The following is a 14,084-nucleotide window of genomic DNA, read 5'->3' on the forward strand; positions in this document are numbered from 1 at the left end:
GATGTATGAAACGTTTGTCCGATTGGAGCGTACCATTTTATGATGTACAAATTCGTTGACTTATTAATTGAGGTGATGAGACATGTTCGTAACCAAAAATTCGATCCGTAACGAATCTTTGCTTCATATTCTGGAGTTAAGACATAAGATGATTACAGGGAACCTTGCGAATGCCGATACGCCGGGATACAAAGTGAAAAGCGTCGCGTTCGAGGAAGAATTGGAGAAGATGATTACCGCAGGGAACGGAGACAATTTAAAGATCAAACGGACGAACGAAAGACATTTACCGCAAATCTCTGGGTCGGGGGTCATTCCCTATAAAATAGTTGAACACGGCCACACGACTATGAACAACAATCGGAATAATGTCGATGTTGACAAAGAGATGGCCAATCTGGCTGAAAACCAACTTGAATACAATTATATGATCGATCGCGTTAGCGGACATTACAGTAAATACAAAAAGCTGTTTGCCGATCTGAAATAGATCTGACTGTGAGCCGGGCGCTAGCGCCCGGCTTATTTAAAATATAGGAAAGTATATGATTTCGCCATCCTTCGCCATCCTTTCTCTATATTTCTCGGTATGAAACGCGCTGCGCCGCCAAAGGACGGCGACAGCCGTTTCACCTTGTGCATCTTGCTGTTTATCCTAGTATTGAAGCCTAAAGCCGGTCATTTCGAAAGGTTGTCTTTGTAGAACGAACAGACAGATTTCACTTCCGGCAGGAATTAACGGGAAACGAGAGTTACACCCCTGAAGGGCTGCCGCATGGCAGCCCTTCGCTATGCTAAAGGGCAAGCTAGTGCAACAATAATTTCCATATTGCGTCTATATTTTCGACTGCACAAACTGAGGCGGGGTGACAGTTTGAATGAAAAAACTCTTAGCTGTTGTTGTATTTATTTGTATGGTAGTCAGTATAAGTGTACTACGACCTAATTTGGTATTTGCATGTAGTTGCAGTAATCCAAGCATTGAACAAAAATTTGAGGGAGCTAGCGTCATTTTCACTGGGACGTCGGTTAGTAAAGATAAAGAAGGCGGGAATATTTTTAGTGTGGTTAAGGTTTGGAAGGGTAATCTCGCGGATGGTTATGTATATAGTGGTTTCAATGGTATGTGTGGGACTGAATTTGAAGTAGGAAAAAAATATTTGGTTTATACATTCAATTCTAAAGGTAAAGAAACAACCAGTCTTTGCAGCGGCAATAAATTGATTACAGACGCGAGCAAAGATATTCAAGCCCTAGACCGATTAACTGAACCCAAATGGAAAAACAAATATTTTCTGATAATTGCATTCGTTTTCGTTATAACAATTTTAGTAACAGTAATATGGAAAGTGAAGTTGAGGTTCAAAAATAACGCTCGTTAAGCTCTTTGCAATATGATTTTCTCACGAATGTTCGCTTATTCGCAGGGTTTTTCCCGGATAGAGAGGGGGGAATCTTCGCTGCGGCGAGCCATTGACGATTTGCTAGATAGGTGCTGCTTGGAAAGATATAGAGTTATAAGCTTTCAGAGGACTGATTAAACGATGCTTTTCAATCATAAATTGAATTTGTCGTTACGCTAACTGGGAACTGTAGCTTCATAAAACCAGGACGAGGCTGCCGGCATAAATCTCAGCCTTGTTGAGTTAACAGTCAGAATAGCGCAACAATGCCCCGATATTTCTCGTCAATTTAATGAGGTTGAAGGAGGAGTATAAATTGAAACTAAATTACATTTTACTATTATGTGTGATGTTAACTGCTCTGACTGGATGTTCGAATGAATCCATTGAAAACCACCCTAAACAAAATGTAGTGGTAGAGGAAAACAAAGAAAGAAATGAAATTGTAAGTGCTACGGGAAAAACATTGGAAGACTTCATACATGCTTTGGAGTCAGAGGGACCTGAATTAATGCCAGTTCAAGAAGAACGTAATAATTGGATATTGAACAACATTAAACCGAATAAATTTACCGTGGGAAGTCCTTTTGAAAATAAAGATCCAAGTAAACTTGAGCGAGTTTCAATTTATGTTTTTAAATCAGAAAACGCACGCATAACAGGATTGGAAGATTTTAAAAAACAAATAGAAAAATACGATATGATGATACCACGTATTTATGAAGCAAGAAATGTGATGGTATTTTATTGGGCACATGCTGATATGGATAAACCTGCGAAATACGAACAGCAATTTCAAAAAGCAATCAACCAACTTGAAAAATCCCTAACATAGTATCTCGCCAGTTTCTTAACGCGCTCGGCGCCAACCTCGCCCTTTTCTTCATAGGCAGAGTACATCGCTACATAAATGCCTTCGAACGTTTCGATATTGCTCATCTTCATCTTTCCGTCTCTTCTTTGAAGTAAGGCTATACCACGCCGTGCAACGCGGCTTTATTGCCCAGCTTTGCAACCGTCAACTCCGTTTGGGAGAAGCCGGGAGGCGGATGCGCAGCCACTTGAAGCTTGAGCTTGTCCAATAAATTGATTTTTCGGCAAGTTGTTTTTGAGCCCGTTCTCAAGCATCGCCTGTAACGACTAGGAGTTTTGACAAAGCGGTTGTCCCTTACCGGAACAGCCGTTTTCTTGTATGTACAGAACATGTTAAAGCGCTTTCACAATGAAGTAAACAACGGGTAAGTAAGTAAAGAGTTGCCCATTGTTGACCATAGATCTATTACATATAATGAAAACGTATACAATGGGAACTATTGGAAGTGAGGCTTCCCGAGGAAGAGATGGCTGCCGCATGTATCCGGTTGTTGCTGGGGTGAATTGCCAATCCGTCTGCCGAAGTGAAATCGCAAGAGTTGGAGCCGCCGTTCATCTTCCGAGTCCTGCGGGAGCTTCGAACACGAACTTTGACCGCAAAGCACAATGAATACACGGTTGTCATTAACGGATCAATCGTATTGTCATTTTTTAAAAATAAAACGCTTTCAAAATAGTAAACAAAGGGTAAAAATGTAAACAAATGCACATTATGGAAGTATTTTATTGCGAGTATACTGAAAGCGCATACAAGATGGAGCTCCTGAAAGACTATATGAATATAGAAAAACACGGGAGAAGCCGAGAGTTGAAGGGGATAACGATTCTGCTGCTCGCTTCGCTTAGATTACTGCCTGCTCGAGCGGCAATGAGACGCCAGACAGCACCGCCAAGCCGACGGCGACAGCCCAAAGGGGGACCGGTAACAACGAGGGCTCCACGAATTCGGATGGGGCGATGAACGATGGCCCATCGGCAAATACGATCCGCCGATCGAGGCATCATTCGTACGTCATCAAAGCGAGCCGAGAACAACGTTTTGGGCGGCCTGAAGGACGAGACGTTGGAAAACAACCGTTGAACACGCGTGTACGAAGAAGAGCCGATTTAACATCTTAAGACTTCCTAACGATTCATATCAAACTGGGGGGGGGTGATTAAGTTGTTTTCTTTTTGTTGGCGATAGTCATGTTGTCAAATCGTAATGAAAGGGAAAGAGACTAGGAATAAGAGAGGAGTTGTAGGTAATGCGTAAAATAAGATTAGCGGTGGCTCTCTTGGTTTGCTTCATTATGGTATCAGGTTTCAACTTACCCCAGACCAAAGCGGGGGCAGCACCGGAACCAAACGACACGTGGAGGCAGGTCGACCCTGCTGATGTCCAGATTGGCAGAAGCTATCTCATCGTGTCCGAGCACGGCGCGCTTGCTAATGCGCAAGCGACAATCAACACACCTGGCGACGTCACCGGCGACACTCAGATTGGCATGGTGTCCAAACCCGTGATGATTGAAGACGGCTTAATCACATCCGAAGTGACGGATGACATGATCTGGCAGTTTGGCCTTGGCGCAAACACTGCTGCGGCATCCGGCGGTCTTGGCGAAGGACCGGGCTACTATGTATTGAACAACGCTCCCGGCGCAGGCGGAGGCACGGAACCCCTAAGAAGGGAATCCAGCTTCAACGCACAGCATGCGCCACTCAACACGACTGGCGCAGCCATCAATGGCAACCAGCAGAGCATGTTGATGCATGTTCTGGATGAAAATGAAGACACAGTGTCCCTGTACATTTGGGGCGGGAACAACCAGTTTAACTTTGCCCTGACGAGTACGGAAGACGGCTTCACCGCGAAGAGCAAGGCGACAAGCACGACGAGCGCGGCTCAACTGCTTGCTCAGATGCAGGAGTCACCGGCATTGCGGTTGTATGAACCGAACGTGACCGTCGGCGTTCAGCACTACGTCATGGCGTCATCCGGCACGAACGGCAGTATAAGCCCATCCTCCCTGGCAGGCCATGTTTGGGTGAACGATGGCGAAGACGTGACCTTCACGTTTAACCCCGCGTTCGGGTTTGAAGTAGACAAGGTTACGGTTAACGGCGAAGAAGTCGCTGTTACAGACAACACATACACAATAGAGAACGTCACCGCAAGCAGCACAAGCATCCACGTGACATTCAAGCCTGCTTCAAACGCAGGGGATTTACCGTTCACAGTGTATAACGACATTTTCTCTGTCGGTAACGTCACTACAGCGGTCATCATCGACCTTGGCGAAGGCAACGCGGCAAACCTTGCCGACCTGAGCGCCGACATGTTCACGGCGGCCGCCAGGAACACAAGGATTGATGGCTCGACCGTGATTTTCGACGGCTTGCGCAATATCACCAGAGTATATGTAAACAATGATCCCGAACCGCTTGGCTACATATCGCCCGCACCGGGATCCGACGACCTCGTAACAGATATGCCAGCGAGCGGACGCTACATCATCGTTGAATTAGAGTTCTGGAATGTCAATGGCTATACATCCGGCGCAATGGTTTCGGGCAACTTGCAAAACGCATACTCGGCGATCCTCAATTACCGCGTCAACGTGGATCGTGAGATCAAGCTGACAAACGGCACTGCCGTAACCCCGAGCTTCACTCAGGTAGCGGTAGTAAACTCGGCGCTTGACAAGTTTGTCCCGGACAAAACGAACCCGGGCGGTACAGGTAGCATGGACATCCTGATTTCGATCGACGAGTCATGGGAAGACGAAGGTCCTCTCCCGCTGTTCATCTACAACCATGGCGGCGGCCGCGGCGGCCCTTCAGGGGACTTCTTCGCGCCTATGCAAACCGCGAATGGCGCAGCCGTGCTTTCCAAGCGCCAACTGGAGAACCCAGGCAAGTACAACGCGCACATCATAGCTACGCAGAACCACTCGAACAATCAGGATAACAACGAGGCCCTTATGGCATACGTGGAGAAACTGGCCACTGAGGGCAAGGTGGATCTGAGCCGTATCTACATGTCAGGCTTCTCGATGGGCAGCATGTACACAATTGGTTTCTATAACCGCAATCCTGAGTTCCTCGCAGCAATCGTTCCGCTTGCAGGGGGCACCTTGCCAACCGTGGAACAGCTTACCGCGAACCCCGAGCTCACAAAGACTTCCATATGGGCGCATACACATAAGAATGACGGCGCTGGTAATGCATGGACACAGTATTTCACAACAGGCGCTGGCGCCAGCGGCTTATATTCAGAAGCCAACGTGAATGTTCTGGAAACCAACCAGGCCTTTAATTTCCCGTACTACGGCTTTGACTGGACGCCGCACGAAACCGAAGCCCAAGTGTTCAGCAACCTTCTCGGCCAATCAAACGCCAGCTTCAGGTATGGCGCAAGCCAAGAAGAGTACGCAGATAAGAACATCTTTGATTGGATGTTCGCGCAGAGCAGAAATAAGACTACTAGCTCAGGGACTTTGACAGGTCCAGCTATAGTGCAGTTTGGTGATACATTCGATGTGACTTACGGTCTTGAAAGCTTGAAACAGGAAGTGTATGCACAAGACATTACAATCGAATACGACGCTAATAAGCTGGAGCTTGTTGGTCAGCCAGTATCCGTGGATTCCGAGAAATTTGTTATTGTAGGCACAGACAGCCAAGAAGGAAGCATTCGAATTCTAGGCACTCATTTGAATGACAGCGTAAATAATCCAAATCAGAATCTCTTTAAGCTTAGCTTCAAGGCAAAGAACACAGCTGGTATTGCGGATATCGCAGTAACACTTGTCGTGCTTGCTGATGGCGAGGGAGTAGAGGCGGATATTGATGGAGATACGCATTCCGTTGAGATTCGCAAACCTGTAGTACCAGGTGACGTCAATGATGACAACAGAGTAAGCGTTGGTGACTTGGCTCTAGTTTCGAAAGCTTATGGCAAATCTTCAGTTAGCCCAGACTGGGATCAAGTGAAGAAATACGACATCAATCATGATGGAACAATCGACATTGAAGACCTTGCCGCATTGGCTCGTCACATTCTGACTAAGTAATTGAGTTTTCTAGTTTGAGTGCTCTTATTTAAATTGTGGTTTAATGGAATGTAAGACCTTATGAATTAATCGCACGAATTGAGTAAGATGTATGATTTAATGATCGTAATCTTAAGGTCAGAACATTACGCCATCGGAGAACGTTAATTAAACGCACAATGGAGCAGTTGCAGTCGGCAACTGCTCCATTTTTTTATTACGCTAACTGACAGGAAACTTGGGAATTAATACCGAATAGAGATATAAATATGGACATTAAAGGGGGTGGGAAAATTGCCTGAGCGTTCTTGTTTGGGGTGTCAATTAGCAAATAAAGAGATTGAAACAAATACAATATATGAAAATGATTTAATGACTTGTATTCTAGATATAGCACCACTGAATGAAGGACATATACTCATACTGCCTAAACTACATTACCAGGATGTTGATGACTTGGATGAAATTACTGCAAATGAAATTATGAAGACATCCAGGTTGCTAGCAAGGTTACTAAAATCCCATTTCCAACCCGATGGAGTAACCATTCTTCAAAACAATGGGAAATGTAATGATTTAAGGCACTATCATATGCACATCTTCCCGCGCTATGATTCCGATGGTTTTGCTTGGTTAGAACCATTAGACTCTACAAATGCAAAGGGACGTCTAAAAGAAACCGCAACGAAGTTGGTTGAATTGATTACTCAACAGTCTCTAGGCTAACGGGGAACGATAGCTGCTTAATAATTACTTGGACGAGGCTGCCGGCATAAATCGGCAGCCTTGTTAAAATAACAGGAAGGATAATTGAGTAATGATATAGAATTTCCTTATTTTGGTTCGTTGTATTACACTACAATTTAAATCAGAGGAGAAGTGGAATGGGACGAATCATTTTAGTACAACATTGTCAGTCAGAGCATCACATAAACGAAATGTCAGGGGGATGGACAGATACACCGCTCACAGAACTAGGTAGAAGACAGGCTGAGATTATCGCAAAAAAACTGAGAGACGGTTTAGACAGTAGTGAATACATCCTATATTCTTCAGATTTATTGAGGGCATCACAAACAGCAGAGATCATAGGGGAACAACTGGGACTTGATGTAAACATAAACAAGGAACTTCGGGAAATCAACACGGGTTATGCGGCAGGTAAAACAAAAGAATGGGCGAGTGCTAACAGAAATCCGAGAACAGGCAGTAGCTTTGACTTGGACTATCAAGAATTTCAAAATGGTGAAACCTGGAGACAGTTTTATAGGAGAGTTTGTGACTGCTTAGAGTTACTATATGAAACAAATAAGAAAAATTTATTGATTGTAACCCATGGTGGTACCCTAGCCTATATAACCGCATGGTGGCTACAATTTTCCGAACAGATGCTAGGAACCGCATACTTTTCTGCATCACCAGCTAGCATTTCTGTATTGACTCGAAACGCTTTTAACCAAAATGTCTTAGAGGTGTTTAATGACTCCTCACATTTGTCTTTATTAAACTAGCACTGCTTTGGTATTACTAAAATTAAGTTTCTCCATCGTCGTTCCTTAATCACGGATAGGTAGATTCGATTGTCGAATACCCGATATTGCGTGACATCGGTGACCAATGCACCCCCTATAATTTCAATCGTTTACCTGAGGGGGGTATCCAATGTCCTTTATAGGGGGTAAACTTCACTGATACTTACCGGTTTATTTCACGCTCCACTGCATTTCCATTTTTATACAACCTTCGATATTGGGCAGGCGTCATTCCATATACCTTTTTGAAGATTGAATAAAACGTGTTAAGCGACGAAAATCCGAAATTATGGATGATCTGCTCGATCGGCGAGTCGGAGGCAAGCAACTCCTGACAAATGTAATTTAGACGCTTCGCCGATATCATATCCGTAATGGACTGGTTTGTCTCTGCTTTATACAAACTGCGGAAATAGTTCACCGACAGATCCAGATGGTCGGCCAGCATTTTGGCGGACAAGTTCGGATCGGTTAATTGTTCTTCAATAAACTGATCCGCCTGCTCGATGAGGGCTGCGTTTTTGGATTGACTGCGGGCAGCCGTAATATCTTCAAGTGTCTTCGTTACTAACGCTTCCATCCATGGCACCACATTTTCCATCGTTTCCTGCTGTATGATCTGATTCTCGAAGGAAGTCAGCCCCCATGAACTGGGCAGAGGCTGGCTGGAGTGCTCCTGCATCAGTCGGCGTATGTCCATAAACAAGGTAATCAACGACATTTTGCATTCAAAATAGGGGAGTATCCGCAGCTTGACTACAGCTGAGCGTATTATCTCCAGAACCACATCTGCATTACCCTTGGAAATAGCCTGAGCGATCTGCCTCTCTTTGTCCACAGGCAGATGATACAGTTCTCCGGGCACGTCAGCTAGCCATGCTTTTACGAAGAGCGATCCGGGGCCCAATCGGAACCGTTCCTGCGTCAGTTCATAAGTCTCCATATATACTTCATGCATGTCGGTCAGGCTGGGCAGCGTCCTGCCCCAAGCGACGGTCGTGCCGATTGACAAGTACTGCTCTATTAACTGTTGGGTTACCTGCAGCTTATTCGTAAATTCTTCGGACAATGGAGCCGATAAAACAACCGCCACGTGATCGTTCCCCATGTCTACCGTTTGCAGCCCGTACTTAGTTGATTGCAGCGATTCTTCAATGATATTGGAAATTGCAAATCGGAGCAGAAGCCGGTCTTTCTCCGTGTAGGTTTTCGAAAATTGTGAGAATTGATCGATTCGGAAGATGGCCACCGATAAATGATCTTCAGGTAAATCAATTCCCCATTCTTGAAATTGAGAACCTATCTCCTCTACCGAATGGTAAATATCCCCCAGAAAATCCCGTAAAAACCGCTCCCTGCCCAAAATTTTATTATGCCGCCATTGTTCGGTCAGTTCATGAATCTGATTGCGTTGGGATGTAAACACACTGGATAAGTAGTCAAGTTCGTTTGTGTTATGTCCTTCGCCGGGTTTTTCAGCCTGATGCTGCCGCATTATTCTGCTAATCAGTTCTTGAATAGGCGAGTACACTCGTTTGGAAATCAGAACGATAGCAGTTAAAGACGCTACGAACAGGATGAAGAACAGGAACATGCTTGTGTTGCGGAGAACAGTAATTTTCCCCAATATAACAGGCATCGGGATCGTTTCGATAAAGGTCCAATCCTGAATCCCTTTAATGGAGGAGTCTGCGTAAACCATCAGTTGCTCTCCCTGATTCCGAGGCTGAAAGATCTTCCATCCGCTTTCTCCCTTACTGCTGTGGCTCCTGAACTCTGCAATTTGTTCTTGATTCAAAGGCGTGCTGCTAAAAACCGTCTCATCCCTATCATTCAGAACCGTAATCAACCGTTTGGCATAATTCGAATTGTTTTGAAGCAGGGTCATTAAATTATGAGTATCCACATTCAGAACGAGAGCGGAGATGGAACTGCCCTTTTCGTAAAATCTTACGATAGTAATTACATCTTTGGGCTTATTCCCGATAAGAGGAATGGACAAGGTTCTTGGTATGAGAACACTGTGGTCCGCTGTATCCGGATCCCGTAACCGCTTAATGATGTCCTGATCGTAAAAAGCTTCCGCATCATTCAACCCAAGCCTGGAATCTATTACGGTATTTGTGTAATCGTTAATTAGGTATACCGAATCAATGGACGGATTGGCGTTCTTAATATTCATAAGCTTGCTCCATACCTCAAAGGTTTCAAAATCGCTGTATTGATCCGAAAGGGCATACACCTTGAGGGTGCTGTCATCGCTGGAGGAGAAGCTGAATTCCAAAGCCCATTCCATCAGTCGCGCTGTGTTCCGGGCGCCGTTCACTAGCAGGGATTCAGAATGATCACCGATCTCTTCCAGAAGCGTTTTGGAAGACTGCCAATAGAGCAGCACAAAAGATATACCCAGCACCAGAATGTTTGCACTGACAAAATAAAAAATAAGCTTCATATAGGTAGGATGCCGCTTCAATGGTGCGAGGAGTGGAAGTCTGAATTTCATTGCAATGGAACCCCCGTAATCATAATTACCGATTTCATAAAATGGTGGATTAAGTATAGCATAAGGTGCATTTCCGTAAGCAGAATCGTTTCTTTTCGATATAGTGTTGTTTTTAGGAGGTTCGTAAATCTGCGTTTGCAGGAAAAATCGGAGTTTGCTGGAATTGCCGCTGCGGCGCGGGCTTGGTAAGGTTACGGCATAGAACGGGACGACGATGTGACTATAGTCTCGATGAAAGGAGGAAAACAAAACGATGCCATACAACTTGAAAGGAGGGAAACAAAACGATGCAATACCAACTTAATGCAAGGCGTGGGTCAAAACTGAAGCATATTATTCGGAATCCTTTTCTCTATGCTATGGCCGTACCGGGACTGCTGTTCTTTCTCGTATTCAGTTATTTTCCCATATACGGGATTATGATTGCTTTTAAAGATTACAATTATGCCAAAGGAATTACAGGAAGTGATTGGGTCGGTTTTAGAAATTTCAATTACTTTTTTACTTCAGATGATTTCTGGGTAATTCTGCGCAACACGCTGACGTTAAACGTGCTGTTCATCGTGTTTACTACGGCGGCTGCGGTATTAATTGCGCTGATGTTCAATGAAATTCGCAACGTCTATTTCAAACGAATTTCGCAATCTTTCATTTTTCTTCCTTATTTTATGTCTTGGATTGTGGTAGGCATGATTGTCCAATCCTTATTCGGCGGGGAAGAGCCAATGATCAATGCCTGGCTGCAAAATGTCGGCTTGGAACCGGTCAACTGGATGTTTGAGTCGAAGCTGTGGCCTTACATTCTGACGGTGATCCGCGTGTGGCAAGGAGCCGGCTATCTTTCTATTATTTTTCTGGCCGCGATTACCGGCATAACGGAGGATTTGTACGAGGCTGCCCGGATTGACGGGGCGTCCAAGCTGCAGATTGTGCTGCGCATTACATTGCCGTTGCTCGTTCCAACTATAATGATCATGACTTTGCTGGCTGTAGGTAAAATTTTCAACGGGGACTTTGCCATGATCTATGCCATCATCGGTGATAATTCCTTGCTCTATCCGACTACCGATGTCATCGACACCTTCGTATTCCGCTCCATGAGACAGTTGCACGACTTTGGTATGTCTTCGGCAGTTGGCTTGTTCCAGTCAGTTATGGGTCTAGTCTTCGTCATTGCCGCCAACTGGGTAACTCGAAGGGTGTCTAAAGAATCCGCTTTATTTTAGGAGAATAACGATGAGACAGAAACAAAGCGCTGCAGATCGAACTTTTACGGTATTTGCCTATACGTTCATTTTATTGTTCACCTTATTTTGTTTGTTTCCTTTTCTGCTGATGATTATCGGATCGATTACGGACGAAGGAGAACTGATTGCGCACGGGTATACATTATTTCCGCAAAAATTATCGCTGGACGCTTATAAAGCGGTTTTGCAATCGGATGTGTTGTTCAACGGCTATGCGGTCACGATTTTTATAACCGCCGTAGGTGCTTTAAGCGCGTTGTGCATTTCCGCTATGCTCGGTTATTCTCTGGCCAACAAGCGGAATGTCTTGCGATCGCCTTTTCTGATTTTTGTCTATTTACCTATGCTTTTTTCCGGAGGCATCATTCCGTTCTACATTGTGGTCAGTCAGTGGCTGCATTTGCAGAATACCGTTTGGGTACTCATTCTAACAATGTTATGCCAACCGTTCCTCGTCTTTTTGCTGGTTAGTTTCTTCCGTACGATTCCCGAAGAATTAGAGGAGGCCGCAAAAATGGATGGAGCGAATGAAATGAGAATTTTCTTCCAAATCATGATCCCAATTTCGAAGCCGATTCTAGCTTCCGTCGGTCTCTTTTATGCTCTAAACTACTGGAATGACTGGTTTATGGGATTGATGTTCGTTGACAATGAGAAGCTGTTCCCACTGCAGTTGATTCTGCGCCGGATGGTATCCAATATGGAAGCCGCTAAAAATCTCATTCCCTCTGCAGTAGCCATTTCCGTTACACCGCCAACCTACGGCGTGCGAATGGCGACAACTGTACTGACTATTGGCCCGATTGTCTTGCTGTATCCCATGCTTCAGAAGTATTTCGTCAAAGGTCTTACAGTAGGTGCGGTTAAAGGGTAAGTGAGGATTATCGGCATTAATCGGGTTCCCCGGTTAATCAAAGCGTTTTCTCAAAACATAAGGAGGGTAAAAAGAATGAGTTTAAAAAAATGGTTTGGTGCGACGACGGCATTGGTATTGGCTTCGTCACTGATGTTGGCGGGCTGCGGAGGCAATTCGGAGAATGGCGGCAAGGAAGAGAATTCACCATCGAATTCGAATAGCGCTACATCCGCTCCGAAGGAAACAGTTACATTGAAAGCTTACTTCCCAGGAGATAAACCGGCGGGCTTTGATGATGTGCTGCAGGCGGTCAACGACAAATTGAAAGCGGACAATGTCGGAGCGGCCTTGAATATCAATTTCTTGCCGTGGTCGGATTATGGGAATGCTCTATCCGTGAAGATGTCTGCCGGGGAAGAATTCGATATGTATCTGGATGCACCATGGTTATCGATGAATCAGATGATTGCCAGCAATTCTTTGAAGGAACTGGATGCCATGGTGGCCGAGCGTCCGGAACTAAAAGCATCTATTCCGAGTGAGATGTGGGAGTATAACAAATTCGATGGAAAGATTATGGGCATTCCGCTCGGTACCACACAAGGACAGCTCTATGGCATGCTGATTCGCAAAGATTTGCGCGAGAAATACGGACTTCCTGAGTTGAAAACGCTCGACGATTTAGAGAAATTTTTGTATGCGGTCAAGGAAAACGAGAAGGATGTTAAACCTTTCGTCATTAACGGCATCAAAGCCGATAAGCTTCCGTTTATTCTGAGCGAATCTGCTAACCAGGCGCTCGATGAAGTGCTCGAGATCGGTGTCAACATGTTCGCCTATTCAACCAAAGACAAGAAAGTAGTCGGTCAATGGGCAAGCCCGATGATTGCCGATGCTTATGAACGCGTCACCAAATACTACAAGGACGGCATACTTTCCAAAAATATCGCTCAGGAGCAAAATGCAGAAACGCTGTTCAAGCAAGGCAAATATGCGGCTACCTATTATTCGACTGATGGTGTGGAAGGATTGAAATATTCGGAAATGCTGCAAGACGGCAGCGACAAACTTGAGGTGTTCGTTCCGAACGGTGATCAGGCCAAGCCGTATACCGCTTTCCAGCAATGGAATTTCCTTTGCTTCCCGACTTCATCCAAGAACGCCGATTTGGCAATGGACGTCGCTAATTGGTTGTCGATTAAGGAAAACCACGATTTGATGGAATACGGTATTGAAGGCAAGGACTGGGAGCCGGTCGGTGAATCGAGCTATAAGATTCTATCGAGCTATACGTTCCCAGGCTATGTACTGACTTGGCGGCCAACATTGACCCGCACGGCGGACACGATGATGGCAGACGACAAGAAGTGGTTCGACTTCTCAACCAACCCGGCTAATTTCACACTTAGTCCTACTTCGGGCTTCAACTTCAACGCGGAGAAGGTGAAGACGGAATATGCGAAGATTACGCCGCTTCACGATTCGATCTTCTTGCCGCTCAGCCAAGGCGTGCTGCCTGCCGATCAAGGCAAGATGATGCTGGAGGAAAAAATGGCGAGCCTCGGCGGACAAAAAGTAATCGATGAAATACAAGCGCAAATCGATGCCGTTATATCCGGTAAATAATAGACTT

The 14,084-nt window shown here is 45.1% G+C and carries 11 protein-coding genes; 9 read left to right on the plus strand and 2 right to left on the minus strand.

The genetic code is table 11. The features are described from left to right. Positions 1–82 precede the first annotated feature (82 nt). From flgB to FHS16_RS26040, 3 genes are all read left to right on the plus strand, one after another. Positions 83–490 (plus strand): flagellar basal body rod protein FlgB, encoded by a 408-nt coding sequence (flgB, locus tag FHS16_RS26030; protein ID WP_183569694.1) that lies wholly within the window; start codon positions 83–85, stop codon positions 488–490. A 388-nt stretch (positions 491–878) separates the two neighbouring features. Further along, on the plus strand, positions 879–1,382 hold the full coding sequence (locus tag FHS16_RS26035) for a hypothetical protein (protein ID WP_183569696.1): 504 nt from the start codon (positions 879–881) through the stop codon (positions 1,380–1,382). A gap of 337 nt (positions 1,383–1,719) precedes the next feature. Then, positions 1,720–2,238: a hypothetical protein gene (locus FHS16_RS26040; protein ID WP_183569698.1), complete on the plus strand. Its 519-nt coding sequence runs from the start codon at positions 1,720–1,722 to the stop codon at positions 2,236–2,238. A gap of 136 nt (positions 2,239–2,374) precedes the next feature. On the opposite strand, the gene FHS16_RS31490 is transcribed toward FHS16_RS26040, so the two are convergent. Continuing rightward, the gene (locus FHS16_RS31490; RefSeq protein WP_221226475.1) at positions 2,375–2,527 is read right to left on the minus strand and encodes a hypothetical protein; all 153 of its coding nucleotides are present in this window, start codon (positions 2,525–2,527) and stop codon (positions 2,375–2,377) included. A 996-nt stretch (positions 2,528–3,523) separates the two neighbouring features. On the opposite strand from FHS16_RS31490, the gene FHS16_RS26045 reads away from it, so the two are divergent. From FHS16_RS26045 to FHS16_RS26055, 3 genes are all read left to right on the plus strand, one after another. Continuing rightward, a complete protein-coding gene (locus FHS16_RS26045) occupies positions 3,524–6,334 on the plus strand; it encodes a cohesin domain-containing protein (RefSeq protein WP_183569700.1) in 2,811 nt (936 codons plus the stop codon). Positions 6,335–6,607: 273 nt separating this feature from the next. Further along, entirely contained in the window at positions 6,608–7,039 is a 432-nt protein-coding gene (locus FHS16_RS26050) for an HIT family protein (protein ID WP_183569702.1), read from the plus strand. A gap of 158 nt (positions 7,040–7,197) precedes the next feature. Further along, on the plus strand, positions 7,198–7,824 hold the full coding sequence (locus FHS16_RS26055; RefSeq protein WP_183569704.1) for a histidine phosphatase family protein: 627 nt from the start codon (positions 7,198–7,200) through the stop codon (positions 7,822–7,824). Positions 7,825–8,008: 184 nt separating this feature from the next. On the opposite strand, the gene FHS16_RS26060 is transcribed toward FHS16_RS26055, so the two are convergent. Next, on the minus strand, positions 8,009–10,348 hold the full coding sequence (locus FHS16_RS26060; RefSeq protein WP_183569705.1) for a helix-turn-helix domain-containing protein: 2,340 nt from the start codon (positions 10,346–10,348) through the stop codon (positions 8,009–8,011). A 287-nt stretch (positions 10,349–10,635) separates the two neighbouring features. Here FHS16_RS26060 and FHS16_RS26065 point away from each other — a divergent pair, with 287 nt between their 5' ends. From FHS16_RS26065 to FHS16_RS26075, 3 genes are all read left to right on the plus strand, one after another. Continuing rightward, entirely contained in the window at positions 10,636–11,574 is a 939-nt protein-coding gene (locus FHS16_RS26065; protein WP_183569707.1) for an ABC transporter permease, read from the plus strand. A 10-nt stretch (positions 11,575–11,584) separates the two neighbouring features. Further along, complete coding sequence (locus FHS16_RS26070) at positions 11,585–12,469, plus strand: carbohydrate ABC transporter permease (RefSeq protein WP_183569709.1); 885 nt, start codon at positions 11,585–11,587, stop codon at positions 12,467–12,469. Between the two features lie 75 nt (positions 12,470–12,544). Next, a complete protein-coding gene (locus FHS16_RS26075) occupies positions 12,545–14,077 on the plus strand; it encodes an extracellular solute-binding protein (protein WP_183569710.1) in 1,533 nt (510 codons plus the stop codon). Positions 14,078–14,084: the final 7 nt, after the last annotated feature.

This window comes from Paenibacillus endophyticus (genome assembly GCF_014192395.1).
GTDB classification, from domain to species: Bacteria; Bacillota; Bacilli; order Paenibacillales; family Paenibacillaceae; genus Pristimantibacillus; species Pristimantibacillus endophyticus.

Excerpts from the sequence above, each read along its gene's own strand:
- flgB (WP_183569694.1), top strand. The coding sequence starts at position 83 with ATGTTCGTAACCAAAAATTCGATCCGTAACGAATCTTTGCTTCATATT.
- FHS16_RS26035 (WP_183569696.1), top strand. The coding sequence starts at position 879 with ATGAAAAAACTCTTAGCTGTTGTTGTATTTATTTGTATGGTAGTCAGT.
- FHS16_RS26045 (WP_183569700.1), top strand. The coding sequence starts at position 3,524 with ATGCGTAAAATAAGATTAGCGGTGGCTCTCTTGGTTTGCTTCATTATG.
- FHS16_RS26055 (WP_183569704.1), top strand. The coding sequence starts at position 7,198 with ATGGGACGAATCATTTTAGTACAACATTGTCAGTCAGAGCATCACATA.
- FHS16_RS26060 (WP_183569705.1), bottom strand. The coding sequence starts at position 10,348 with ATGAAATTCAGACTTCCACTCCTCGCACCATTGAAGCGGCATCCTACC.
- FHS16_RS26065 (WP_183569707.1), top strand. The coding sequence starts at position 10,636 with ATGCAATACCAACTTAATGCAAGGCGTGGGTCAAAACTGAAGCATATT.
- FHS16_RS26070 (WP_183569709.1), top strand. The coding sequence starts at position 11,585 with ATGAGACAGAAACAAAGCGCTGCAGATCGAACTTTTACGGTATTTGCC.
- FHS16_RS26075 (WP_183569710.1), top strand. The coding sequence starts at position 12,545 with ATGAGTTTAAAAAAATGGTTTGGTGCGACGACGGCATTGGTATTGGCT.